General features: G+C 62.3%; 13 protein-coding genes and 6 pseudogenes. All 19 read left to right on the top strand.

Annotated elements, in window-relative coordinates; translation table 11 throughout:
* Positions 1-266: 266 nt before the first annotated feature.
* On the top strand, positions 267-1,142 hold the full coding sequence (locus tag AWB81_RS25785; RefSeq protein ID WP_062639378.1) for a tyrosine-type recombinase/integrase: 876 nt from the start codon (positions 267-269) through the stop codon (positions 1,140-1,142).
* Positions 1,143-1,151: 9 nt separating this feature from the next.
* Positions 1,152-1,343: pseudogene (locus tag AWB81_RS25790) on the top strand (transposase zinc-binding domain-containing protein); the annotation flags it as partial.
* 169 nt (positions 1,344-1,512) lie between these two features.
* Complete coding sequence (locus tag AWB81_RS25795; RefSeq protein WP_200821844.1) at positions 1,513-2,760, top strand: site-specific integrase; 1,248 nt, start codon at positions 1,513-1,515, stop codon at positions 2,758-2,760.
* Complete coding sequence (locus tag AWB81_RS25800) at positions 2,757-3,665, top strand: tyrosine-type recombinase/integrase (RefSeq protein WP_062639379.1); 909 nt, start codon at positions 2,757-2,759, stop codon at positions 3,663-3,665. The genes AWB81_RS25795 and AWB81_RS25800 overlap by 4 nt, the downstream gene beginning before the upstream one ends.
* A complete protein-coding gene (locus AWB81_RS25805) occupies positions 3,662-4,651 on the top strand; it encodes a tyrosine-type recombinase/integrase (protein ID WP_062639380.1) in 990 nt (329 codons plus the stop codon). The genes AWB81_RS25800 and AWB81_RS25805 overlap by 4 nt, the downstream gene beginning before the upstream one ends.
* Before the next feature lie 92 nt (positions 4,652-4,743).
* Positions 4,744-5,757, top strand: a pseudogene (locus tag AWB81_RS25810) (IS91 family transposase); the annotation flags it as partial.
* Positions 5,758-6,522: 765 nt separating this feature from the next.
* Positions 6,523-6,851: pseudogene (locus tag AWB81_RS49150) on the top strand (transposase); the annotation flags it as partial.
* Between the two features lie 33 nt (positions 6,852-6,884).
* Positions 6,885-7,127: pseudogene (locus tag AWB81_RS25820) on the top strand (DUF6429 family protein).
* Positions 7,128-7,624: 497 nt separating this feature from the next.
* Positions 7,625-9,244 carry an LssY C-terminal domain-containing protein gene (locus AWB81_RS25825; RefSeq protein WP_144444183.1) on the top strand — a complete coding sequence of 540 codons (1,620 nt, stop codon included), beginning with the start codon at positions 7,625-7,627 and terminating at the stop codon, positions 9,242-9,244.
* Between the two features lie 190 nt (positions 9,245-9,434).
* Positions 9,435-10,124, top strand: a complete 690-nt coding sequence (locus tag AWB81_RS25830) for a response regulator transcription factor (RefSeq protein WP_062639382.1) — start codon at positions 9,435-9,437, stop codon at positions 10,122-10,124.
* Positions 10,108-11,415 (top strand): sensor histidine kinase, encoded by a 1,308-nt coding sequence (locus AWB81_RS25835; RefSeq protein ID WP_062639383.1) that lies wholly within the window; start codon positions 10,108-10,110, stop codon positions 11,413-11,415. The genes AWB81_RS25830 and AWB81_RS25835 overlap by 17 nt, the downstream gene beginning before the upstream one ends.
* Before the next feature lie 93 nt (positions 11,416-11,508).
* Positions 11,509-12,900: a TolC family protein gene (locus AWB81_RS25840; RefSeq protein WP_062639384.1), complete on the top strand. Its 1,392-nt coding sequence runs from the start codon at positions 11,509-11,511 to the stop codon at positions 12,898-12,900.
* Positions 12,897-13,961: a permuted SH3 domain-containing protein gene (locus tag AWB81_RS25845; protein WP_062639385.1), complete on the top strand. Its 1,065-nt coding sequence runs from the start codon at positions 12,897-12,899 to the stop codon at positions 13,959-13,961. Before AWB81_RS25840 ends, AWB81_RS25845 begins: the two co-directional genes overlap by 4 nt.
* Positions 13,962-14,027: 66 nt before the next feature.
* Positions 14,028-17,137 (top strand): annotated as a pseudogene (locus tag AWB81_RS25850) (efflux RND transporter permease subunit).
* A gap of 255 nt (positions 17,138-17,392) precedes the next feature.
* Positions 17,393-21,070 (top strand): HAD-IC family P-type ATPase, encoded by a 3,678-nt coding sequence (locus tag AWB81_RS25855; RefSeq protein ID WP_235025919.1) that lies wholly within the window; start codon positions 17,393-17,395, stop codon positions 21,068-21,070.
* Positions 21,067-21,300, top strand: a complete 234-nt coding sequence (locus AWB81_RS25860; RefSeq protein ID WP_062639386.1) for a hypothetical protein — start codon at positions 21,067-21,069, stop codon at positions 21,298-21,300. Before AWB81_RS25855 ends, AWB81_RS25860 begins: the two co-directional genes overlap by 4 nt.
* 270 nt (positions 21,301-21,570) lie before the next feature.
* Positions 21,571-22,776, top strand: a complete 1,206-nt coding sequence (locus AWB81_RS25865) for an MFS transporter (RefSeq protein WP_062639387.1) — start codon at positions 21,571-21,573, stop codon at positions 22,774-22,776.
* A gap of 27 nt (positions 22,777-22,803) precedes the next feature.
* A pseudogene (locus AWB81_RS25870) lies at positions 22,804-23,404 on the top strand (phosphatase PAP2 family protein).
* Between the two features lie 1,118 nt (positions 23,405-24,522).
* Complete coding sequence (locus AWB81_RS25875) at positions 24,523-25,614, top strand: ArsO family NAD(P)H-dependent flavin-containing monooxygenase (protein WP_062639388.1); 1,092 nt, start codon at positions 24,523-24,525, stop codon at positions 25,612-25,614.
* The last annotated feature ends 83 nt before the right edge of the window (positions 25,615-25,697 follow it).

The following is a 25,697-nucleotide window of genomic DNA, read 5'->3' on the forward strand; positions in this document are numbered from 1 at the left end:
GAAGGCAAGACCAACGAGCAGGTAAGCAACCTGATGGGCTTGTCGAGCCACCGCACCGCTACGCGTCTGCGTCAAACAGTTGATGAAAAGGAGATATCGGACGCACAAGTTTAATGGCGGCCGTGCGGCCGGCTTCGGCCAGTGGACTAAACCGCTCGCGCGGTATGCACTTCGTTTGAACGTGGTGGTTCTTCATAGGAAACCCGTCCGGTTTCCTATGTTGAGTAATGAGGCGATCCGCCTCGTCACTCAACCGGAGCCCAGCCATGACCACTCCCAGCCCAAGCATCAGCCCGCTACGCCAGCGCATGATGGACGACATGCGCATGCGCCGCCTCGCGCCCACCACGCAAGCCAACTATCTTCGTGTGGTGCGAGAGTTCAGCGTCTTTCTCGAACGCTCGCCTGACACGGCCACCGTCGAGGACTTGCGGCGCTACCAGTTGCATCTCGTTGATCGCGGCGTGTCGCCGGTTTCCCTGAACGCCGCGATCACCGGGCTGAAGTTCTTCTTCGCCATCACCCTCGGTCAGGAGGCGTTGATGGCGAAGATGCGTCCGATTTATCTTCCGCGTACCTTGCCCGTCATACTCAGTCGCGATGAAGTGGGCAGACTGATCGCGGCAGCCAGTCACCTCAAGCATCAGACGGCACTCGCCGTTGCCTACGGCACAGGGTTACGGGCCAGTGAAGTGGTGGCCTTGAAGGTCGGTGACATCGACAGCCAGCGTATGACGCTGCGCGTTGAACAGGGTAAAGGTCAGAAGGACCGATACGCCATGCTCTCTCCGATCCTGCTTGAGCGGCTACGGGTCTGGTGGCGAGTCGCGCGGGCTCAAGGCAGGATGCTCGATGGCGGCTGGCTCTTTCCCGGACTCAACCCCATCGAGTCGCTCAGCACCCGTCAACTCAACCGGGCGATCCATGCGGCCGCCCTGGCCGCCGGAATCGACAAGCGCGTGTCCATGCACACCTTGCGCCACAGCTTTGCCACCCATTTGCTGGAACAGAAGGTCGATATCCGCGTGATTCAGGTCATGCTCGGGCACAAGAAGCTCGAGACCACAGCGCTCTATGCCCAGGTCGCCACCGACATCCTGCGTGAGGTGGTCAGCCCTCTCGAGAGCCTGCATCCCGCGTAGATAGCCGTCGTGGCGCATTGCGCGCTCGAGGTGGCGGACGTCTTTCGTTCTCTTGGCCCAACGTGGCGTCAATCCGCCAACCTGAGCCTCGGGCAACTGAAGGTCATGTCCGCGATCGAACAGTGCCGCAGCGCGGCGCTGGGAGGGCATGTGCTGCGCTGCGAAGGTTGCGCGCAGATCCAAGTCGCCTATAACTCGTGCCTTATGGGAAGTTCTGTCTAACGGGGAGTTGCAGATCAGATTCGACACGAATGCGACTGGCCGCGTCGGTTTGGTGCCTGGTTGGTCGCCGGTCAACTCCCCATAAAATCTCGATTCTCCTTTGCTATGGTTGTCTGGCCTTCCCCGGCAACCCTCATAGGAGGACGTGATGCTAGACACATACCTGGTAGCACCCAAAACCCTGAAACGCCTGCGCTCGGGGCCCAGCGGAGCCTTCATTGATGACTTTGCTGACGCGCTGGAACGGGACGGATACTCCGCGGCCAGCGCGATACGTTATCTGCGTGCCGCCGACCATCTGGGCCGCTTCATGCAGGCGCACGGCGGCACCCTGGCCGATGCGGATCCACAGACTCCAGAAATCTTCTATCGTCATCTGCTTACCTGCACCTGTTCGGAAGCAAAAGGAGGTAAAGCCAACCACCATCTGTATTTCGGTGCCAAGCGCTTTCGCGAATACCTGATTGAGATCGGCGTCTGCCAGGACAACAAGCCCTCGATTGCCGAGAATCGAGAGCCGGCAATCGTGAGCGGTTTCCGGCGATGGTTGCACACGCACCGAGGCGCAAAAATGTCGACCATTCGGCTCTACTGTCGTGATGCCGCAGCGATGGTGGAGGTGCTTGGTAGCGACGCGACCCAGTGGGACGCAAAGCACGTGCGCACGTTCCTGTTGAACAGTGCCTGCAACTGTGGCATCGGTACCGCAGAGAAGCGGGTCACGAGCACGCGAGCCTTCCTGCGTTATCTCGGTGTTCAGGGTTTATGTCGAGCCGGACTCGATCAAGCGGTTCCGGCGTTGGCGCACTGGCGCCTGGCGACACTGCCACGGTGTCTGAGCGCTGACGAAGTTGACCGTCTGATTGCCGCATGCGATGGCAATTTACACGGGCGCCTTCGCGATCGCGCGATTGTCCTGTTGCTGGTGCGACTCGGGGTTCGCGCTGGTGACCTGGCGAACCTTCGCATGAGCGATATCGAGTGGGAAACCGGGACGCTGCGCGTCTCGGGAAAGGGGCGCTATGAAGTTCGTCTGCCGCTGCCGCAGGATGCTGGTGAGGCACTTCTGCGGTACATCGAGTCGCGACCTCAAGTTGCCTGCAGCGACCACGTCTTTGTTCGAAACATCGCCCCCTTCAAGCCGTTTATCTCAGGCGATTGCATATCCTCGGTAGTGAAGCGTGCACTGAAACGTGCCGGGGTGAGTTCGCCCGCCAAAGGCGCCCATCTGCTGCGACACACAGCGGCGACCGAGATGTTACGTCATGGGCTTCCCCTCGACCAGATAGGCCAGGTCCTGAGGCATCGCGGCATCGACACCACGGCCTATTACGCCAAGGTCGACGGCGCGTTGCTCAGGCAAGTCGCGCAGCCATGGCCCGAGGTGACGAAATGATGCCGGCCGTTGAGTCCTATCTTGCCGCGCGGCGTGCGGCCGGCTTCAAACTACTGAATGCAGACTATCTGTTGCACAGCTTCGCGTGCTTTGCCGTCAAGCGCGGTGAAACGCACGTTCGCGCGCAAACCGCAATCGACTGGGCCGCTGAGGCTGGGTCGGTAGCCCAGCGTGACGCGAGGCTAAAGACGGTGTGTCGGTTCGCCCAGTATATGCGTACCGAAGATCAAAGTCATGAGTTGCCGCCCGCCCGATACTTTGGCTATCGAAAGACACGCCGTGTCCCGTTCATCTACTCGCGCGCCGATATCGAGCGCCTGGTCAACGCAGCCTTGCAATCAGGTCCTCGCGGCATGTTGCAACCACAAACGTATGCGACATTAATCGCCCTACTGTCAGCCACGGGCATGCGGATCTCTGAGGCCCTGAACCTGCGGCGTGCCGACATTACTCCCGAAGGATTACTCATTCGAAAGAGCAAATTCCAGAAGACGCGTCTGGTTCCACTGCACGAGACGGCGGCGGAGGGTTTGCAGAGGTACTTGACCCTGCGGCGGCAGTCCCGTCCGGGCGACGACCATGTGTTCGTTGATGACGATGGTCGCCCGCTCAGATATACGGTCGTTTACTGGATGTTCCAGAAGCTGTTGAAGATCGCCGGCATCGGCACCACCCACAACGGTCACCGTCCCCGCCTGCATGAGCTCAGGCACACGTTCGCCGTCAGGGCACTGGAGGCGAGCCCGGAAGGCCGGGACCGCGTTGGGCGGCACATGTTGGCCCTTGCGACCTACATGGGTCACGTCAACATCAACGCCACCTATTGGTATCTGGAGGCTACTCCCGAGCTTCTGAATGACATTGCTGTCGCCGCAGAGGGGTTTCTCACTGGAGAACAGAAATGATCCCGATCGCACCGCACATTGTGGCATTTCTTCGTCAAAACCTTGCTCATGAGAGAGGCGCCAGCCAACACACCTGCGACTCCTATGCTTGCACCTTTCAGCTCCTGTTCGAGTTCGCCGCCGGTCGACTCAGGATGACGCCGTCGTCGCTAGCGCTGGAGCAACTCGATGCGAGACTGATCAGCGACTTCCTGGAATATCTGGAAGATACGCGCCAGAACTCGCCTGGGACTCGCAATGTCCGGCTAGCTGCAATCAGGTCATTCTTCCACTTCCTTGAGTATCGCGAGCCCGCGATCCTCGAACAGGCGCGACGAATCCTGGGCATTCCCTACAAGAAAACTGATTCACGGTTAGTGCCGTATCTGGGCGAGGAAGAGGTTCGGGCTCTGCTCGATGCGCCTGATCCGTCAACGCGCGAGGGGATCCGGGACCGGGCGATGCTGCATCTGGCCATCTGCGCTGGACTGCGTGTATCGGAACTGACGGGTTTGCAAGCCGCCGATGTTGTGTTCCCGTCAATGAGCATCCGTGTTCACGGCAAGGGTCGGCGGGAGCGCGCGTTGCCCCTGTGGAAAACGACCGCTAATGCATTGCGTGCCTGGATAGTGGTACGGGGAACTGTTGCAGTACCGGAATTGTTCGTCAATGCTCGCGGTGAAGCAATGAGTCGCTGGGGTTTCGCGTACATCCTTAAATGCCACGCTGAGACCGCTCGTCATGCGTGTCCTTCGCTATCGAAGAAGCAGGTATCACCACACGTGTTGAGGCACACCTGCGCAATGATAGTACTACGAGGCACACAGGATATCCGGAAAGTGTCCTTATGGCTCGGGCATAGCGATCTGGCAACCACTGAAATCTACACTCGCGCTGATCCCACTGAGAAGCTCGAAGCCCTCAACGCGATCGTCCCACCGCATCTGCGCAGAGGTTCGTTTCGGCCGTCCGATAAGGTAATCGCCATGCTCAGGGCCAAGCTTTAATGGAGAGTTAAACGGGCGCGGAGTCCGCTCCGTGCTCGCTGCGAGACATCTTCTCCCCATAGGGAACCACTTCCCATAAGGCACGTAACGGAGTGCACTCCGTTACCTGCCGCAACCGGCATTGCCCGAAGTGCCAGGCTGCTGCTGCGCGCCGGTGGCTTGAAGCACGCGAGGCCGATCTCCTACCCGTCGAGTACTACCACGTCGTCTTCACGCTGCCGGCTGCGATTAGCGCGATTGCGTATTACAACAAGGCCGTCATCTATGGGCTGCTGTTCGATATCGCGGCCGAGACCTTGCGTACCATCGCCGCCGATTCGAAGCATCTCGGGGCACAGATTGGTGCCACGCTCGTCCTGCATACCTGGGGCTCCGCGCTGACGCATCATCCTCATGTGCATGGCATCGTTCCCGGTGGTGGGCTGTCGCTCGATCGCGCCCGATGGGTGGCGTGCAAGCCCGGCTTTTTTCTACCCGTGCGAGTCCTCTCCCGGCTGTTTCGCCGACGCTTCCTCGAAGAACTGGTGGCAGCCCATCGCCGGGGTCAGTTGCGCTTCTTCGGCGAGTACGCCCGGCTCAACGACGCCACCGCCTTCGCTGAGTGGCTGGAACCGATGCGAGCGTGTGAGTGGGTGGTGTATGCCAAGCGCCCCTTTGCGGGACCCAAGGCCGTGCTCGCCTATCTGTCGCGGTACACGCATCGGGTCGCGATCTCCAACCAACGTCTGGTCGCGTTCGACGAACACGGCGTCACCTTCCGCTGGAAGGACTACCGCGTGCACGGACGCGAACGCAACAAGACCATGACACTCACCGCGGATGAGTTCGTGCGCCGGTTCCTACTACACGTGCTGCCTGGCGGCTTCCACCGCATCCGTCATTACGGTCTGCTGGCAAATCCGTCGCGGCGCGCGAATCTCACGAAGCTACGCGAGTTGCTGAGCGTCGTGCCTGCCCGTTTCAAATCCGATGCCATTGTCGTAGCCACCGCCGCAGTGCCGCTAACCTTTGTTTGCCGACACTGTGGTTCGCCGATGATCATCATCGACATACTCCAACGCAGCAGACTGATCCGGGCGCCACCGGTTGAGCGAGCCTACGCATGACCACCATCGTGTCAGGGTCCATCGATCGACTGTCGGCTCTTCGGCAACGAGAGCCCATGGGAGACCCCTGCGCGCATCGTTCCAAACGGGCAGTTTGGTGCTCGCCAAACCCACCACATAGCGATCCGTCGAACTGCCGCTGCCACGATCCTGCCAATCCAGGTTCGGCATCACCCGCATTCCCATCCACTGCGTGCGTGATACAACCTGATAAATCCCCATAGCGGTGAAATGTTCCGGTCACATCGGAACACTCCGCGGTTTCCTCCCTTGGGGCTTGTAGGACGCCTGCCCGCCAGCTCCTGCGGGAATTCGCGTGCGCGCGGATCAGGGCAGGCGTCCTACAACCCTAAACATAAACGGTCATGAGCGAACAACAGCGACAAGACATCTGGCAGGCAGCTCGACCGCCGAAAGCGGACGGCCGTGCACTGCTGGACCGCTTGCTTCTTGTCGCTATAAGCCGGAGTCCTGCGCGCCGCGACGTAGAACGCATTAAAGATGTCAACGTTGCGACTATAAAGTCGTCAACTCGGGATTTCGGAGCGCCCGGTAGCGTGGCGAGCCTTACTCAGCATGCCTTTGCCGGAAGCGAAATAAAGTCGTCAACTTCCCCCTTGAGATGCGGACTTCGACGCACCGCGCCGACCGTGTTCAAGGAATATTGCCGCCGACGTATGCCAACCGCATCGGGCTGCACGCGGCCATCCACCGTCATTCGCATGCGCCGTCGCGCGGACGTTCGAACGTCGGGTTCGCCCACGACAGGCCTGTGGCAGGCGCGTGGCCAGCCTCGACCGCGAAGTCGAGACGGCCGCGCACGCGAGCGCAGTTTGGCCGGTTATCGAGGCGTTGATGGCGCTGCGCGGCATTGGTCTGCTCGCGGCTGTAAGGTGGTCGCGGAACTCGGCGATCTCGCACGGTTTTCCGGCGCGCCGCAACTGATGGCGTATCCGGGCTTGGTGCCTAGCGAACACTTCAGCAGCAAGCGCGAGCGTCGCGGCGGCATCATTAAGACCGGCAACGGCCACGTCCGGCGGGTACTCATTGAAGCAGCGTGGACCTATCGTTCTGGCCAGCCTCGAACGGTTTTGTGTGCGGGTCCGCAAGGCTGCGGCAGGAGGATCATGAATATCAATACCGACGCAATTGATGAAGTTTCCCCGGCGCTTCTCTACCTGACCCTGCATGACCGATACTCTGCATGAAAGGGCTTCGACTGGGATGTGCTGAACCGACTCCATGAACGAGGCTTCCTCGAAGATCCTGTCAACAAGACGAAGTGCGTGATCTTTACTGAAGAAGGACTGCGCGAGTCCAAGCGACTTTTCAATCAGCACTTTGTCATTCCGGAAAGAGCAGGGAATTGATCAAACGAACGTCTAACTCACGACACTCTAGGAACAGACGAAATGATTGGTAGTGCCAGTTTTTCAAGCACTGGTGGAATGCAGCTTATGCTGTTGACTGGGTGCATGACGGCAAAGCGGCGACTGATGCGTTGAAGAGCAAAGAGCATGTGCCGTCGTGTTAAATAGAACTCAATCTGCCAAGCGGGACGGTATCGATGTCCTTCTCTGAAGGGGACGGCTCTGGGTATTTTAACTTGATGAGCGGCTCGGCAATGCTGATATAGAGTGTCGTAGTTGGGAACTTCGGGACCGGGCGACGTTTTACAGGGGCGCAGCTTTTGCGTGTTCGCATCGTGCGTACTTGGTTTCGGCGACAAAGGACCGTAAGGGCACTTCTAGCGAAGGGAGGCCGCCTCGGATTAACTTGGGCTCGCCGCTCGGAGGGCATCGCAGGGGCGCGGGTGCGAGCCGCGACCTGGTCCGGTGTCGCGCCCAAATTCATCATTAGGGCATTTATGCTCCCCGCATTCGTCTTTTATACGTTCTTGTTCCTCGCGCTGGTCGTCGTCCCGGCAGGTTTGATTCTTGTCGCTCTGCTTTTTCTGGAGCACGAACGTCGGCTATGGCGACGCATCACACCGGCGATCGGACCGATTGGCCGGATGCTTGCACGAAGTTCTGCTGTTACTGGCTTCGGCGCGCGTTTCCCGCGCATTCTTGGATTCTTGGCTCATCGCCTCGACCCACGCGACTCTTGGGGACTGCCAGCGACACTCGCCGGCGCTGTCATCTTCGCGGGTGTATGGTTTTTCCTCGGCGTGCTGCAGGACATCGTGGCGAAAGACCCGCTCGTAATACTTGATATTCGACTCCACAACTCGGTCCCGCTTTTCCGGACGCCGGGGATGACTCGGTTCATGTTGTTGCTCACGGAACTGGGCGGCGCCACGGTTTTATCGCTTGTGGTCTTGGGCATTGCACTGCTCGCGCTTGCGCGGGGACGACGGAGGCTCGCAGCCACGTTTGTGCTCGCCCTAGCGGGTACCGGTCTCATCTCGACGATGTTCAAGGCGCTTGTCGGAAATGCACGGCCGATTGATGCAATCATCAGCGCGCACGAAGCGAGCTTTCCGTCAGGGCATATGCTTTCAGGAACGGTTGTTTACGGTTTGCTCGCCGCGCTCCTGTTGGGTAGCCAGGCACGCGACGGGGTACGCGCGTTTGGCACCACGCTGCTGCTCCTGGTCATGGTCGGCATCGGCCTGTCGCGCTTGTACCTTGGCGTGCACTGGCCATCTGACCTGTTGGGAAGTCTCGCGCTGGCGCTTATCGTTCTCGGAGCGCTGCTTTTCTTCCTGTACTACAACCGACCGATTCGCTGGATTGACTCCTTCAGACTCCCGCTTAGCGTTCGTGCCACGCGTATTGCAGGGGCCACCGCGTTAATTGCGGCCGTTGGACTCGCTGTTATGCTTTCCGGACGGGCTAAGATAGTCCAAGTCGAGCCGCCGGTGGCCACACACGCGCTGGATATGGAAGCGCTGCGAGCATCGCTGCCTCATGACCTGCCTCGCTGGTCCGAGGACCTTATCGGCGGCCGGATGGAACCTATCTCACTCGTTCTTATTGGTTCGCTCAACGAGATCGTGGACGTTTTCACCCGTGCGGGCTGGACGCGAGCCGACCTCCCAACACCCGTTCGAGTTTTGCAAGAGGGTATCGACGCAATACGTGATCTTCCCGAACCGGCGGCTCCAGCGACGCCTGCCTTCTTTATGGACCGCCCACAGAGCCTTACGTTTGAGAAACCCGAAACGGGTTCCCCGAGCATTCGCCGACGGCATCACACGCGGCTTTGGCAGACCCCGCATTGCCTCGCGCCCGACTGTCGTCCGATGTGGGTCGCGACTGCCAGTTTTGATGTCGGAATAGAGTTCGTACAGGGGCTATACCTTGTGACCCACCGCATTGACCCAGCCCTCGATGACGAGCGAACCCTCATCGTCGCAGACCTCACGAGGGTTGGGGCGACACATGCGGGCATCATTATGGTGTCACCACCACTGCACGCCAAGAACGCCGCCGGAGACCCGTTTTCGACGGACGGTCGCGCGGTTGTGCTCGTCATGCCTTAAAGCTGTGTGGGCCCCCGCATCTGCCACTCGGCGATCCGGCCTCGCTATTAGTTTTGGCGAGGCCGTCGTCAGGTATGCAAGTACGGGCGCGCTTCTCGACCCCGCATCACAGCTTGGCGGTACCATGTCGTCGTTTCCGCACCGCGATGATTATCTTGCGACACTGCCCACCCGCTTGGAAAGGCACTCGATGAAGGTATTGATTATCGAAGACGACACAGCCATCGCGACCAACCTGTACGACTACCTGGAAAGCGGCGGCTATGAGGTGGACCTTGCATCAGACGGCATGATGGGGCTGCATCTCGCTGTCTCGCAGCACTGGGACGCGATCTTGCTCGACCTGTCGTTACCGGGCATGGATGGCCTGACGATCTGCCGCAAGCTGCGCGAAGAGGCGCGTCGCGATACGCCGATTTTGATGCTGACCGCACGTGATACGCTCGATGACAAGCTGCAGGGGTTCGGGCGCGGCGCGGACGACTACCTCATCAAGCCGTTCTCACTCAAAGAGGTGGACGCACGACTCGGTGCCCTGATCAAGCGCTACAAAGGGCAGGTGACGCAGGCGACCCTGTCTTGCGCCGACATCCGTTACGATCCAGCGACGCTCGCCGTCGAGCGCGCCGGGCGGCCGCTCAAGTTGCCGCCAAAATGCCTGCATCTGTTGCGCATCCTGATGCAGGCGCCAAATCGCGTCCTCGGCCGCGCCGAGCTGGAAACCGAAATTTGGGGCGAGCAGTTGCCAGACAGCGATACGCTGCGCGCGCACATCTATACGTTGCGCCGCGCGCTGACCGCCAACGGCGAAGACGATCTGATCGAAACGGTCCACGGGCTCGGCTACCGGCTCGTGGTGGACGATGCGCACCCGCTCTAGCCTGCGCCTCAAAGTCGCGCTGGTTTTTTCCGCGCTGACTCTCCTCTTGCTCGTGGGGCAGGCTCTCGGCGTAAAGGCGCTCGCGGAAGCACAGGAAGAACGGCTCATCAGCGCGCTGATCGCCGACGACATGGCGAGCCTCCTTCAGAGCTGGCGATCGGAGCCAACGCTTGTGCCGCCGTTCGATCCGCGACTCGGCGCCCACGTATGGACAGGCGGTCGCGCAAGCTTACCGCTGCCCGCGTCGATCAGGGATTTGAGCGACGGCACCCACGAAATCATCGTGGACGGCCGCGAAATCCACGTGGCGGTCGCCCGGTTCGGCGATGCACGCGTTTATCGAATCTACGATTTCAGTGCGTATGAGCAGCGTTTTAAACAGGTGATTGACGCCCTGATGATCGGCACCGGTATATTTGGGCTACTAGGTTTCTGGCTCGCGTTCGGGCTTTCCGGCCTGCTAGTCCGGCAGGTTGCCGGTCTCGCCCGCCAGGTCAAGGCACTGAGACTCGGTGCATCGACCGTACTCGATGCAGGCAGGTACGATGAAGCGGAGGTCGTGGAGCTAGTCGAAGCGTTCAACGACTATCACCGGCGGATGGCGCAGATGATTGAGCGCGAAACGGAATTCACCGGTAACGTCAGTCACGAGTTGCGCACCCCGCTCACAGCGATCAAGACCAGCTGCGAGCTTCTCGACCACGACGCGTCGATCAGCGCGAAGTCGAGGGCGCGTCTGCAGCAGATCGATCGCGCGGCCGACAACATGATAGATCTGGTCAACGCGCTGCTGCTGCTTGCGCGTGAAGAGTCGGACGCCGATGTCGGCTCAGTGCGTCTTGTCAGCGCCATCGAGGACGCGCTTGATCCGATTACCGACACGCTGAAAGCCAAGGGGATCCAGACCCGGATTGACGTCAACGACCGCCTGCACGTCGAAGCAAACCGGTCCGCGCTCGCGCTCGTGCTGTCGAATCTGATCGACAACGCTGCACGGTACACCGACAGCGGTTATGTCAGCTGCACCTATGCGGACGGCTGGCTGCGAATCGAGGACACTGGACGCGGCATTCCGCCCGACGCGCTGCCGCGCGTGTTCGAGCGGTTCTACCAGGCCGACGCTGCACCCGCCGGCGCGCAGGGCTTCGGCATCGGCCTGTCGATCGTCAGGAAGATCTGCGACCGGTACGGGTGGTCGATCCAGCTCGACAGCGAGCCGGGCAAAGGCACCCGGGTCTCGCTCCGGTTGATGGCCGCGACCCGGATTTCCGCCGAGTTCACAACGAATTGACGTCTTCTTGACGAAAACTTCACAACCCCTTGCGTAGCATCCACGTCTGTCGCCGTCTCAACAGGCGGCCAACAAACCCATGGATGCTGTGCTATGCGCCGACCGTTGCTGCTCGCCTGCGTCATGTTGACGGGATGCGCGGCCTATCACCCGCGGCCCATCGCGCCGACGCAACTGGCCCGACACTTCGAGGACCGTACGCTTGCGAGCGCCGAACTGCACGCGTACCTCGCGCGGCAGTCCGGGCACGATATCGACTCTTGGCCTCTGCCACACTGGAACCGAGAGATGCTCACCCTCGCGGCTTATTACTACAGCCCGGCACTTGATATCGCACGAGCCCAGTGGGGCACCGCGAAAGCGGGCATCGATGTCGCGGGCGCGATTCCGAACCCGGTGCTGCAACTGTCTTTCCAGTACGCGACGCCGAACCCGGGACCGGGTGCGCCATGGATCGCGGGCCCCGCGCTCGACATTCCGATCGAGACCGCGCACAAGCGCGGCTATCGGATCGACCAGGCCTCACACCTGTCGGAAGCCGCGCGCCTCGCCCTCGGCAATGAGGCGTGGAAGGTACGCACACAGGTGCGTGACGCACTAATTTTGCTCTACGCCGCCCAACAGCGCGCTGCATTCCTGTCGCGCAAAGCCGAGGCCCGACGACAGGTCGTCGCAATGGTGACGAAGCGCCGCACGGTCGGCGAAAACTCCGGACCCGATGTCGACGCGGCAGTGCTCGCGTCCTCCCAGGCACAGGCCGATCTTGCCGCCGCGCACAATGCCCAACAGGACGCGCGCGCGCAATTGGCCACGGCGATCGGCGTGCCGGTGGCCGCGCTCGACGTCGTCCAGCTCGATCTCGACGCATTCGGCACCGCCCCACCTGCACCACCCGCCTCTGACGCGCGGCGCGAGGCGGTTTTCCATCGCGCCGATCTGCTGGCGTCGCTCGCCGAGTACGCGGCCGCCGAATCGGCGTTGCAGCTTGAGGTCGCGAAGCAATATCCGGACATCCATTTCGGCCCCGGCTACACGTACGACACGGGTACGAACAAGATCGGGTTCGGGCTGGCGGGCATCACGCTGCCGGTTTTCGACCAGAACCAGGGCGGCATCGCACAGGCCGAGGCGAAACGCAAGGAGGCGGCCGCGCGCACCGCGGCCTTGCAGGACACGATGTTCAACGACCTTGACCACGCGCTCGCCCACTACCAGGCGAGCCTTGATGCCGTGCAACTCTCTGTCGCACATCTCGCCACCGCGCGAAAGCAACTGGACAGCCAGTTCGCGAGCTTCGCAGCCGGCACCACTGACCGTCTCATGTTCACGCAAGCCAGGGCGGACTACCAGGCGAGCGAGATCGCCCATCTGGACGCTGTGGTCGCCGCGCAGCAGGCAGCCGGCACGCTCGAGGACGCGATGCAGCACGCCCTCGCGCTGGAGACCGTCAATCCTACCGTGACCCAAACAGAGATATCGCGATGAAACGCCCATTGGTCATTCTGTCTGTTGTCTCCGTGCTGCTGGCGGCCGGCGCCGGCTGGTTCATCTACCAGACACTCGTTGCCAGTCCGCCGAGGCCGGGCGCGCCTGCGCAGGCCACTGCTCAGCCGTCCGTGCAGACGGTGAACGGCGAAACGGTGGTTGTCGTTGCCGCCGATGTGCAGCGCGCCAGCCACATCGATGTCGCGCCGCTCACGGCCGTCGCCATCCAACCCGAGAACACGGCATACGCGACGGTCGTCGACCTGCAGCCGTTGTTCGATCTGCGTAATCGGCTCGCGGCCGCGCGGGCGGACTACGAGGCGCTACGCGCACAGGCCGGCAACTCGCACGCACAGTACGAGCGTAGCCGTGTGCTGTTCGAAGACGACCGCAACGTCTCGCAGAAGAGCCTGCAGGATGCACGAGCGGTCATGCAGGCCGATCAGGCGAAGCTCCAGTCGGCCAACGCGGCGCAAAGCGGGCTGGATGCGACGATGCGCCAGCAATTCGGGGAAGTGCTCGCAAGCACCACGATGATGCCGGCCTCGGATCTGTTCCAGCGGCTGCTCGCTGGACGCGCAGTGGTGTTGCGCGTGACGCTACCCGCCACCTACAGCAGCACCGCGCCCGCGCGCATCACGGTCGACGCGCCGGACGGCCAGCCGGTTGCGGCGCAGAAACTCTCGGCCTCACCGCAAGGCGATCCGGCGGTCCAGGGCAACCCGTATTTCTACGCGACCGGGCGCGCGCTGCCTGTGGGAACCCACACCACCGCGCACGTGCCCGCGTCGAACCAGAGCGCGTCCGCACTCGTGATTCCCGAAGCGGCCGTGATCTGGTACGGCGGACAGCCGTGGGTCTACGTGCGCACTGCACCCGATCGCTTCACGCGACGCTACGTGCCCGCATCCGCTTCCGGCGATCAGGGCTTCGTCGTGACGAGCGGCTTTCACGCCGGCGACGAAGTGGTGATGCACGGCCCGCAGTTGTTGCTCTCCCAGGAACTACGGCCGCAGGGCATCGCGACGGCATGCAAGGATCCGCCCGAATGTGACGACTGATCCGTAGATCGGTTTGCCCACTTCGGGTCTGTCCACTTCGCCCTCACCGCACACTCCTGGTAATCGATGCTCTACGCCATCATCCGATTCTCGCTGCGCTTTCGCGGTGTCATTTACGCGCTGGCGGTGCTGCTGGCCGGCTACGGCCTCTATACAATCACGCGCGCGAAACTCGATGTGTTTCCCGAGTTCGCCCCGCCGATGAGCATCGTGCAGACCGAGGCGCCGGGCCTGTCCAGCGAGCAGGTCGAGACGCTCGTAACCCAGCCGGTCGAAAACGCGCTAGCCGGCATGGTCGGCCTGCAGTCGATGCGTTCAAAGTCGCTGCAGGGTTTGTCCGCGATCACGGTGGTGTTCGACAGCCATGCAAACCTGTTGCAGGTCCGCCAACTGGTATCCGAGCGCGTCAACGCGCTGGCCGCGACCCTTCCCGCGGGCGTGCAGCCGCCGAAGCTGCTATCGCTCACGACCACGACGAGTGTGGTGCGCACCATCGGCCTGACCTCAAAGACGCGCTCGCTGATGGACCTGTACGACATCGCGCAGTGGACGGTCAAGCCTCAACTGTTGAGCGTGTCGGGCGTCGCAGACGCCATCGTGTTCGGCGGCGACACGCGGCAGCTGCAAATTCAGGTCGATCCAGCCAAGCTGATGCGCTACGGCCTGTCGATCCAGGACGTGATCGCCGCGGCCCGGACGTCCACCGGTGTGCGCGGTGCGGGCTTCATCGAGAACGCGAATCAGCGCATCGCCATCAATACCGATGGCCAGATTAGAACACCCGATGCACTGGCCGGCGTGGTGTTGCGCTGGAGTAATGGCGCAGCCGTGCGGCTCGGCGATGTCGCGACCGTCAGCTGGGGCAGCGCACCTCCGGTCGGGGCGGCATCGATCATGAGTACGCCCGGGGTAATGCTGGTCCTCGAAAGCCAGTACGGCACCAACACGCTCGCCGTGACGAGGGACATTGAGAAGACGCTCGCCGCGCTCAAGCCCGTACTGACCCAACAAGGCGTCGAGTTGAACATGGATGTGTTCAGACCCGCCAACTTCATCGACGCGGCCGTGGGCCATCTGCGCATGGCGTTGCTGGTCGGCGCGGTGCTGGTGATCGCGGTGCTGTTCCTGTTCCTGCTCAATGTTCGCACCGCGGTCATTTCAGCCGTCGCGATTCCGCTCTCGTTGCTGGTCGCAATCATCGTGCTGAGCTCGTTCGGCGTGAGCCTGAACACGATGACACTCGGCGGCCTTGCGATCGCACTCGGCGAAGTGGTCGACGACGCGATCATCGACGTCGAGAACATTTACCGGCGGCTGCGGGAGACCGCAACCGGCGCGAGCCATTGGCGGCATTCCGTGTGGTGCTGCGCGCCTCGCTCGAGGTCCGAAGTGCGGTCGTATTCGCGACCTTCATCGTGATGCTGATTTTCCTGCCGGTGCTGACGCTATCAGGGATAGCCGGCAAGCTGTTCGCGCCACTGGGCGTCGCCTATATCCTCGCGGTGCTGGCATCGCTCGGTGTCGCGCTTACGCTCACACCGGCGATGGCGCTGGCGCTCCTTACGCGCGGGCCGCTGCCAGATCATGAACCGCGCCTGCTCACGTGGCTGAAGACACGCTACACCGCGTTGCTGCTGAAGGTCGAGCAGCGTGTGAGGACGATCATGGTGGTGGTCGCCGTGATGTGCGTAGCGGCGCTCGCCGCGCTGCTGTTCCTGCGCGGCAACTTCATTCCTGAACTGCGCGAGGGGCACTACATCGTGCACATGGGCCTCGCGCCCGGGACATCGCTTGCCGAATCGATGCGCATTGGTGCGCAGGTTTCGCAGGCGCTGATGCATGTGTCGGGAGTGCGGCTGGTCGCTCAGCGCGCCGGCCGCGCCAACGGCGTCGTCGATCCGGTCGGCGTGCAGTTGAGCGAGTTCGAGGTCGAGCTCGCTCCGATGAGCGCGGCCCGGCAGACTGCAATCTTGCACCGCATCCAGGAAGCCCTCGCCCGCTTTCCCGGCCTCACCACGTCGGTCAACACGTTCCTTGTCGAACGGATCGACGAGACGATTTCGGGTGTCACGGCGCCCGTTGCGGTCAACGTCTTCGGCGACAACCTCGATGTGATCGATCGTAAGGCGCAGGACATCGCGCGATTGCTGGGTACCATCCGCGGCGCGGCGAGCGTGCGGGTGGAGTCGCCTCCGGGGATCCCGGAGCTCGACGTCAGACTGAAGCCTGACCAGTTGAGCCGCTGGGGCTTCCGGCCGGTCGACGTGCTCGATGCTATCCAGAGCGCCTATCTGGGAAGCACGGTTGCACAAACCTATGAAGGCAGCCGGACCTACGATGTCACCGTCGTTCTCGCGCCCGATGCGCGCAAGAAGCTGAGCGACGTCGGCGCTCTGATGTTGCGCAATCCGGATGGGCTGGCCGTGCCGTTGCGCGAGCTGGCGACCATCGGCCAAGTTTCCGGCCGGTATCAGATCACGCACGACGGCGGCCGACGGATGCAGACAGTCTCGGTCAATCTTGGCAACCGCGCGGTGAGCGACTTCGTGAGTGAAGCCCAGGCGCGCGTGAATCGCGACATTGTGATGCCCAAGGGCACCTACGCGGTGTTCTCAGGAGAAAGTGAGGCGCGCACGCAGTCACAGCGCGACCTGCTCGCGTACGGCGCGATGTCCGCGGTCGGCATCGCACTGCTGCTATTTCTCGCCATGAAGAGCCGGCGCGGGGTCATGCTGGTGATGGTGAACCTGCCGTTCGCGCTGGTGGGCGGTGTGCTGAGTGTGCTGCTGACGGGCGGCGACCTGTCACTCGGCGGCATGGTGGGTTTCGTCACTCTGTTCGGCATTTCGTTGCGCAATTCAATCATGCTGATCAGTCACTACGAGCACCTGGTGCACGTCGACGAAATGCCCTGGGGCATGGAGGCGGCCGTGCGCGGCGCGTCCGAGCGGCTGATCCCGATCCTGATGACGGCGCTCGTGACCGCCCTCGCACTGCTGCCGCTCGCACTGACCAGCGGCGCGGCCGGTAACGAGATCGAGGGGCCGATGGCGATCGTCATTCTCGGCGGACTGGCCACCTCCACGATCCTGAACCTGATTGTTCTGCCGACGCTCGCGCTGCGCTATGGCCGCTTCGAGCGCGACACGATGACCGAACCGGGAGCGGCGATCTGATGAGCGGCTCAATTTCGCCGGACTGCCACCGCTGCAATCGGCGGCTTGATATCCGGACGTTTTCGGTGTGACTGGCACAGGGTGAGTTTCATGATAAGGTTTCCTACAGATGACCGTTCTTTTCGAACTCGGTGCCCTGCCGAGTCGCTTTTTTCGTAACGGGTGATCTCTTGGACATCGTGAGCCGCAACAAAGCGGGAGCCAATCGTGGCGACACCATTTGAAGGCCTGAGCGCATCGGACGTCGAGCTGCGCGTGCATCGAGGCCAGATCAACCGCATGGCGCGGCGGACCAGCCGCAGTCTTGGCGAAATCGTTCGGGCCAACGTCTTGACGCGATTCAATGCGCTGCTGGGTTCACTGTGTGTCGTCGTGCTGGCCGTCGGCACCTGGCGGGACGCGCTGTTCGGAGGAGTGCTGGTCGCCAACTCGCTGATCGGCATCGTTCAGGAACTGCGCGCGAAACGCAAGCTGGATCATCTCGCGCTGCTGCAACAGCCACGCGTGCACGTGCGGCGATCAGGCCAAACGAGCCAGATCGATATGGCCGATATCGTGGTCGACGACCTGATCGAGATCCATTCGGGCGATCAGGTCGTCGTCGACGGAGTCGTCGTCGCCGCCGATGGGCTTGAGATCGACGAATCGTTGCTGACAGGCGAATCGGATCCGCAGACGAAAGCGTCGGAGCAACCGGTGCTATCGGGCAGCTTTGTCGTCGCGGGTCACGGAATGTATCGCGCAACGAGCGTCGGCCCGGACGCGTATGCGCACCGGCTCGCGGCCCAGGCGCAGCACTTCGTCCCCCCGCATTCCGAACTGGGCGCCGGCATCAATCGCATTCTGCGCTATGTCGGCTGGGCGATTGCACCGGTTTCCGCGCTGCTCCTGATGAGTCAGCTCCTGCGGCAGGCACCCCTCGCGCAAGCGGTGCTGTTCTCGACGGGCGGGGTGGTGGGCATGGTGCCGGAAGGACTGGTGCTCCTGACGAGCTTCGCGCTGGCGGTGGGCGCCGTGCGCCTCGCGCAACGCGGCGCCCTGGTGCAGGAGTTGCCCGCTATCGAGACGCTGGCGCGTGTCGACGTGATCTGTCTCGACAAGACGGGAACGCTCACCGAAGGCGAGCCAACGATGGAGCGGGTGGAGCTGCTCGTCGAGCACCGCGACGCGCTGGACGCATTAGCCGCGCTGGCTCTGGGAGATCCTGCTCCGAACGCGACGTTGCAGGCCATCGCTTCGCGCTACTCAATGCCATTGGGATGGGTCGCCTCCGGCGCGGTACCGTTTTCTTCAGCCCGCAAATGGGCAGGCGCGTCGTTTGGCGAATTCGGGACCTGGGTCCTCGGTGCGCCCGACGTGATCCTGGCAGGCATCGCGGACGAAGGCGACGTGCGGCAAGTGGTGTCCGGCTATGCGGAGCAGGGGCGCCGGGTACTGCTGCTCGCGCATGCGCGCACCTCTCTGGCCGACAAAGCGCTGCCCCCGGATTGCAAGCCGGTCGCACTTGTCCTGCTCATCGAGCGCATCCGGGACGACGCAGCGGCGACGCTCGCCTACTTCGCGGCTCAAGGCGTGAGCGTGAAAGTGATCTCAGGAGACCATCCGGGCACGGTGGCCGAGGTGGCGAGACGGGTCGGCATGCCGGACGTGCGCATGGGCGTCGACGCGCGCGAGTTGCCTGACGACCCGGCTCGCCTCCAGTCGATGATGGAACAGGCATCGGTATTCGGTCGCGTATCGCCGCAACAGAAAAAGGCCATGCTGGCGGCGCTTCGCGCCGGCGGGCACGTGGTGGCAATGATCGGCGATGGGGTGAACGACCTGCTCGCGCTCAAGGAAGCCGACATCAGCATTGCAATGGGAGGCGGCAGCAGCGCTGCTCGCGCGGTTGCCCAGGCGGTGCTGGTGGACAACCGGTTTGCCAGCCTGCCCGCGATTGTCGGTGAAGGCCGACGCGTGATCGGCAACGTCGAGCGGCTTGCCACTCTGTTTGTGACGAAGACCGTGTATGCGATGCTGCTCGCGTTCTCGGTCGGCGTAGCGGACCTCGCTTTTCCATTTCTGCCGCGACACCTCACGCTCGTCGGTTCGCTAACAATCGGTATCCCGGCTTTCTTCTTGTCGCTGGAGGCAAGCGCCGAGCGGGCGCGCAGCGGGTTCGTCGAGCGGGTGTTGCGCTTTGCGGTGCCGGCCGGCGTGCTAGCCGCCATCTCGACGTTTGCCTCATATTCAATCACGCTCAGCTATCTGGGCGGAACCCTCGATCAAGCCCGCAGCGCCTCCGCGACGGTGCTGTTCGGCGTCACGCTATGGATACTCGCGCTTCTCGCGAGGCCGCTAACCCTCTTGCGGGTGACGCTCGTCGCCGCGATGGCGGCAACGTTCGCCGCCGTCGCGGCGTTGCCGCCGTTGCGTGGCTTCTTCGTGCTGGAGACGTTGCCGCTGCGCATATGGCTGGGAGCCGCAGTGGTTGCGGTACTCGCCTGCTCGGGTATGGTCGGGATCACCGCGCGGGCGGGCCCCGCCCATCCGCCGTCGCACGACGAACACGGGTGGCGCATCAGATCGATCCCCCATGCGCTGCTAAGACTGTGGCACCGGCATGTACTGCTGTTCACGTCGGCAGCGCTCTTCATCGTGGCCAGCGGCTGGCTGTTCCTCGGCGTGCTGGAGGACGTGCTCGCGAAAGACCCGCTCGTCCAGATCGACTTGATTGTCTACCGTTATCTGCAAGACGCGCGGCTGCCTTCGCTCGATTCCGTGCTGGTCGCGGCGTCGGAGCTCGGCGACGCCGCCGTAATCCTGCCAGTAGTCCTGGTTGTCCTGGCTTGGTTTATCTGGCGCCGACTCTGGCAGTCCGCGATCTATTGGCTAGCTGCCATTGGAGGCGCCGAGATCATCGTGAAGCTGCTGATGCTGGCGCTTCACCGGGCACAGCCGAATCCATTCTCCTCCGGCGCGGAAAGCTTTTCGTTTCCCAGCAGCCACGCGACGCTCAGCGTCGTCGCCTACGGGTTCCTCGCCTTCCTGCTATGCCGTGCCGAACGGCCCGGCGTGAGGACCGCGGTCGTGCTCACCGCGGCACTGGCCATCGCGCTCATCGCGTTGTCGCGGCTGTATCTCGGCGTGCACTGGGTCTCCGATGTTCTCGCGGGCATTAGCTTCGGGCTTGCCTGGATTGCCGTGCTGGCCATCGCGTATGTGTTGCGCGTGCATGAGAACATTCAGCCGGAGCGGCTGGCGCTGATGTTCGCCGCCACGTTGGCTACAGGCGGATCACTTCACATCGTGCGGCAGCACGCCCACGACCTGGCGCTCTACGCGCCTTCACGGAGCGTCACCGAAATGACGGGGGACCAGTGGGCATCAGCGGGATGGCAAGCGTTGCCGGTTGGCCGAAGGGTTATTCCGGGCGAGATTGACGAGCCCTTTACCGTACAGTGGGTCGGGACGACCGCGCCGATCGAAGCCGCGTTGCGCGCTGCCGGATGGAAGGCGGCGCCTGGCTGGTCGCCGCTCGCGATACTGGACGATTGGTTGGGACGTGTGCCGTCATCCGTGGCGAACCCGGTGCGGTTCAAGTTTCATGAGGGATCGCCTGCGAAGATGGTGTTTGTCCGGCTCGTCTCTCCTGAAACCCGCTTGGTGATTCGATTGTGGCCGAGCGGTTTTGTGATTGGTCGGCCAGGCGGTGCGCCCAGTAGCGTTCCGATCTGGGTCGGCAGCGTCAGGCGTGAGCGCGTAGCGGACGCCCGCGCGTTGCCGTTTTCCGGTCCGCCAGATGATGACGATTTTAGCGCGTCGGGGTCGACGCTCGCGCAACAGTTTCCGGATGCCCGGTGGGTCACGCGCAATGTCAGTCCGCTCCCAAAGTGGGACCGGCGTGTTTTGTTGCTGTGCTCGAAAGAGTCGCTGGCGTGTCCTCGCCCATGACTGTGGTCCTGTACGCGACCGCCGAATCGGGCTTCGTCATCGTGGCGCTGCCTCTGGCGGCAGAACTACTTATGAAGACCAGCGAGAGAAGAATGGACCGGCGCTGGCGGGCCACGGCGCCGCTGCAGTACCAAAGCTATCGCAACCTCGATGAAGGCGCTGCCGTCACAGCTGCGCAGGTCGCTGACTCGGGATCGAGTGCTGCCCTTGCGACCACCGCACAGCATTGAAGACTGCCGGCGCGCGACTTGCGGAGCAGGAAAGCGGCAGGCTGATGAGACGGACCTGTGTAATCGCCAACCAACCCGCGAATATCAGACCCACCGCCGACAGTTACTGCTGCGCCGCCCTCAGGAAATCGTGACCACAATGAACCAATGAACCAGCTGCAAACCGATCCCTATTGACACGGGGACTCATATCAACAGGGCGGCAGGCACTCTCCGCTGGCTGGCTGGCGCAAGTGTGTCGCGATCTGACTCCTCCACTCACGACAACCTATGACCCCTGACACACCTTCAGTCACCAAGATCGCCATTCCGCGTACGGTCTGGGCGCTCGGTTTCGTGAGCCTGTTCATGGACCTGTCGTCCGAACTCGTGCACGCCTTGCTCCCGATTTTCCTCGTGAGCACGATGGGCATGAGCGTGACCGCGCTTGGTGTCCTCGAAGGCGCGGCGGAAGCAACCGCGATGATCGTCAAGGTGTTCTCGGGACCGCTCAGCGACTATCTCGGGCGGCGCAAGGGGCTGTTATTGCTAGGCTATGGGCTGGCTGCGCTCACGAAGCCGCTGTTTCCACTCGCGACCACACCCGCCTGGGTCGTAACCGCCCGCCTGCTTGACCGTGTCGGCAAGGGCATCCGCGGCGCGCCACGCGATGCGCTAGTGGCCGATGTCGCTCCGCCGGAGATTCGCGGCGCGTGTTTTGGGCTGCGTCAGTCGATGGACACCATCGGCGCTTTCGTCGGCCCATTGCTGGCGATCGTTCTGATGCTCTTATTCGCCGACCATATCCGAACGGTGTTGTGGTTTGCCGTTGTGCCGGCCTTCATCGCGATCGGCCTAATCGCGTTCGGCATCGACGAGTCGGGCCATGCGCCGGCGCAGCGTACTTTCCGTTCGCCCCTGCACTGGCGCGCGCTGCGCGAATTCCCGGCGCGCTACTGGTTCATTGTCACCATCGGCGCCACCTTCACGCTGGCGCGCTTCAGCGAAGCATTCCTCGTGCTGCGCGCGCAGCAGACCGGTCTGGACCTCGCGTGGATTCCCGGCGTGATGGTCGTGATGAGTCTGGCCTATTCGCTGTCGGCTTATCCGGTCGGGGTGCTCTCGGACCGGCTGGATCGCCGCCTGCTACTGGCGCTCGGCATGGTGCTGCTGATCGCGGCCGATCTGCTGCTCGGCATGGGAACGTCGGTCGTATCGGTATTCGTCGGTGTCGCCGTGTGGGGCCTGCATATGGGTTTCACGCAAGGCATCCTCGCCGCGATGGTGTCCGAAACGGCCCCCTCGACACTGCGCGGCACCGCGTTTGGCGTGTTCAACCTCGCAAGCGGCGTGTGCATGCTGCTCGCGAGTGCCATCGCCGGCTGGCTATGGGATCGATTTGGCGCGTCGACGACCTTTCTCACCGGCGCGGCGCTCGTTGTGGTGCCGCTCCTCCTGTGCTGGTACGCGCCGCGCCAGGCGGCGTCCCGGGCCTAATGGATTTTTATCAACGACTCCACTGCGATGAATACACTCGAAGCATTCAATCAGGCGCTTTTCCTCCTGATCAACGGCACGACCGCGACACTAGGGTGGGAGACCAGCCGCAATGCTGATCGCCGACTACGTGATCTATCTGATTCCTTTGCTGCTGGCCTGCATGTGGCTGTGGGGCAACGAAGCGCAACGGAGTCTGGCCATCCGCGCGTGTCTGGTGGCGATGCTCGGCATCGGTGTGAATCAGCTGATCGGTCTGGCGTGGGAACATCCGCGGCCGTTCATGATCGGTCTCGGCCATGCGTTCCTGCCCCATACCCCTGACTCGTCCTTTCCGAGTGACCATGCGACTGTATTCGTAGGCATCGCCCTGACGCTGTTGCTGGGAGGCGAGCGCTGGCTGGGCGGACTTACGCTGCTGGCCGGAGTCGCGGTCGCTTGGGCGCGGGTCTTTCTCGGCGTTCACTTCCCACTGGACATGCTCGGCGCTGCCGCGGTGGCCTGCGTGGCTTACGCGCTGATCGCGCCGCTCTGGCACCTCGCTGGCAGCGCTGTGACGGGATGGGCGATCGACGTGTACCGCAAACTTTTGGCGCGGGCGATCGACCTCGGCTGGCTGCGGCGCTGATTATCACTGCGGTGAAGAAACCTGCTACGAAATGGTGAGAGACGCCCGGGCCGATGCCAACGCCGCAAGCCATCGACATTCCGCTTAACCTACGAAAAGATCCGTTTCTTAAGGGCACCCCGACGTATGCCGACCGCATCGGGCAGCACGCGGTATCACGGTCTCTCTCCATCCGATCGCGTCGGCACACGCGACGACGACCGGCGATCAGCGCGCCAGCGATTAAAAGACATGACCACAGGTCGATTTCTGCAGGAAACGCTCGTTCGCAAGGGCGAAAGCCAGACCACATTCCTCGAACCTTAGGAGCCGCTTAACACCTTGCTTGTGCGACATTCGCCCCTACCGCTCTAGCGTTCGAAAGTTCGTCTTGGGGCCGAGTTAGTTATGGTTTGTTCGATGCTGCCATCTGCAGCAAGAATGTGAGCGCGCCACCGCGCATTGCTGGCAGGCGTCGTAGAACGCAAGATGTCAACGTTGCGACGATAAAGTCGTCAACTCGGGACTTCGGAGCGCCGATAGCGTGGCGAACCTTACTGATCACGGGTTTGCCGGACGCGAAATAAAGTCGTCACTTCGCCCTTAAGATGCGGACTTCGACGCACGCGGGCGCCGATGGTGTTCGAGGAATATTGCGGCCGACGGATGCCGACTGCATCGGCTGCACGCGGCCAGTTCCGGTCATTCACCTTGGCGACAATCGAGACGTTCAACCGGCGGGACTGCCCACGACACCGGTCGTTCATCCGAGAGAGAGCGAACGGGGCGCCGCCCTACGGTCGGCAAGTTCACGCAGATCGACGGCAGTGAGAGCTTGTCTAGTACGCTACTGAACCACTAACCCGCACAGGAATCGTGCTTGGACCGCTTTCTTCGGCTGGGCACCAGGTCGGAGGACGCTGCCATAGGTAATCGATTCACTGGCGCCGAGCGTTGCTTCGCGGAACGCAAAAAAGGGGTGTTCACTCCCGCCATTTCGCAATTTGTGCAGGAGTACCTCATTAATATTTGGAGGCGCGCAGCGGGCGCCGGGCTCCGGGCCTTTCAACCCGTCGGACCACCGTCTCAAAAGCGACGCATATCTTGTATTATCAAAAATGTGACTTATATGACTCGCTATGCCGCACCACAATTCCTCGCCGCCTGTTCCAATTGATGTCGCCATAGTTGGTGGCGGCCAATCGGCGCTCGCGACAGCGTACTTTCTGCGTCGCGCCGGCTTGGAATACATCGTCCTCGATGACCAGCCATCCCCCGGCGGAGCGTGGCTGTACACATGGGACTCGCTTCACCTCTTTTCGCCCGCCCAATGGAGTTCGCTTCCCGGCTGGTTGATGCCCGCCACGCCGGAGCAATACCCGTCGCGAGACCATGTCGTTCGCTATCTTGCAGAGTATGAGAGACGCTACGGGGTGCCTATCCTTCGGCCTGTGGATGTGACGTCGGTATCGCATCGGGACGCAGGGCTCCTTGTGTCGACCGACCGCGGCGACTGGCTGGCGAAAGCCGTCGTCAGCGCCACTGGCACCTGGAGTCGTCCCTACATGCCTGATTACCCGGGACAAAGCAGCTTCGAGGGTGGCCAGTTGCATTCAGCGCATTATCGCAGGCCCGACTCGTTTCGCGGAACGGATGTATTGATTGTCGGCGGCGGGAACTCAGGCGCGCAGATAGTCGCCGAACTGTCGCAGGTATCTAATACAACATGGGTTACGTTGGAAGAACCCACGTTCCTGCCGGATGACGTCGACGGGCGTGCGCTCTTCGAACGTGCAACCGAACGATGGAAGGCCCGCGCTGAGGGGCGCCCCGACCCTTCCCCGACTGGTGGTTTGGGCGATGTCGTAATGGTCCCGCCTGTACGCGCGGCACGCGAGCGCGGAGCACTGAAGTCGGTGCGTCCGTTCTCACACTTCACGCTGGAGGGCGTCGTATGGAAGGACGGCTCTCATTCGCACGTCGATACCGTCCTCTGGTGTACCGGTTTCCGCCCGGCACTCGAACATCTACGGTCGCTGCATGTCCTTAACGATGCGGGTCGGGTCGACGTAGTCGATGGCCGCGCCGTCCAGGAGCAAAGACTCTGGTTGGTTGGGTACGGCGAATGGTGCGGATTTGCATCAGCGACGCTTATTGGCGTGATGCGCACCGCGAGGGCGGTGGCGGCGCAAATTACCAAGCACTTGAAGCAGCCAACCGCGTCAAAATGATTCTTACCGGCGCCGAGATTCGGAGCGTGATGGAAAACGCCGGAATAGAGTTCTGCAACTGAGACTCGAACAAAAGCGGCCGA

The sequence above is a fragment of the Caballeronia arationis genome (genome assembly GCF_001544975.2).
GTDB classification, from domain to species: domain Bacteria; phylum Pseudomonadota; class Gammaproteobacteria; order Burkholderiales; family Burkholderiaceae; genus Caballeronia; species Caballeronia arationis.

What these genes read in the sequence shown, in the direction of transcription:
- AWB81_RS25805 (WP_062639380.1), top strand. Translation starts at nt 3,662, where the DNA reads ATGATCCCGATCGCACCGCACATTGTGGCATTTCTTCGTCAAAACCTT.
- AWB81_RS25835 (WP_062639383.1), top strand. Translation starts at nt 10,108, where the DNA reads ATGCGCACCCGCTCTAGCCTGCGCCTCAAAGTCGCGCTGGTTTTTTCC.
- AWB81_RS25865 (WP_062639387.1), top strand. Translation starts at nt 21,571, where the DNA reads ATGACCCCTGACACACCTTCAGTCACCAAGATCGCCATTCCGCGTACG.
- AWB81_RS25830 (WP_062639382.1), top strand. Translation starts at nt 9,435, where the DNA reads ATGAAGGTATTGATTATCGAAGACGACACAGCCATCGCGACCAACCTG.
- AWB81_RS25785 (WP_062639378.1), top strand. Translation starts at nt 267, where the DNA reads ATGACCACTCCCAGCCCAAGCATCAGCCCGCTACGCCAGCGCATGATG.
- AWB81_RS25800 (WP_062639379.1), top strand. Translation starts at nt 2,757, where the DNA reads ATGATGCCGGCCGTTGAGTCCTATCTTGCCGCGCGGCGTGCGGCCGGC.
- AWB81_RS25875 (WP_062639388.1), top strand. Translation starts at nt 24,523, where the DNA reads ATGCCGCACCACAATTCCTCGCCGCCTGTTCCAATTGATGTCGCCATA.
- AWB81_RS25860 (WP_062639386.1), top strand. Translation starts at nt 21,067, where the DNA reads ATGACTGTGGTCCTGTACGCGACCGCCGAATCGGGCTTCGTCATCGTG.
- AWB81_RS25845 (WP_062639385.1), top strand. Translation starts at nt 12,897, where the DNA reads ATGAAACGCCCATTGGTCATTCTGTCTGTTGTCTCCGTGCTGCTGGCG.
- AWB81_RS25825 (WP_144444183.1), top strand. Translation starts at nt 7,625, where the DNA reads ATGCTCCCCGCATTCGTCTTTTATACGTTCTTGTTCCTCGCGCTGGTC.
- AWB81_RS25840 (WP_062639384.1), top strand. Translation starts at nt 11,509, where the DNA reads ATGCGCCGACCGTTGCTGCTCGCCTGCGTCATGTTGACGGGATGCGCG.
- AWB81_RS25795 (WP_200821844.1), top strand. Translation starts at nt 1,513, where the DNA reads ATGCTAGACACATACCTGGTAGCACCCAAAACCCTGAAACGCCTGCGC.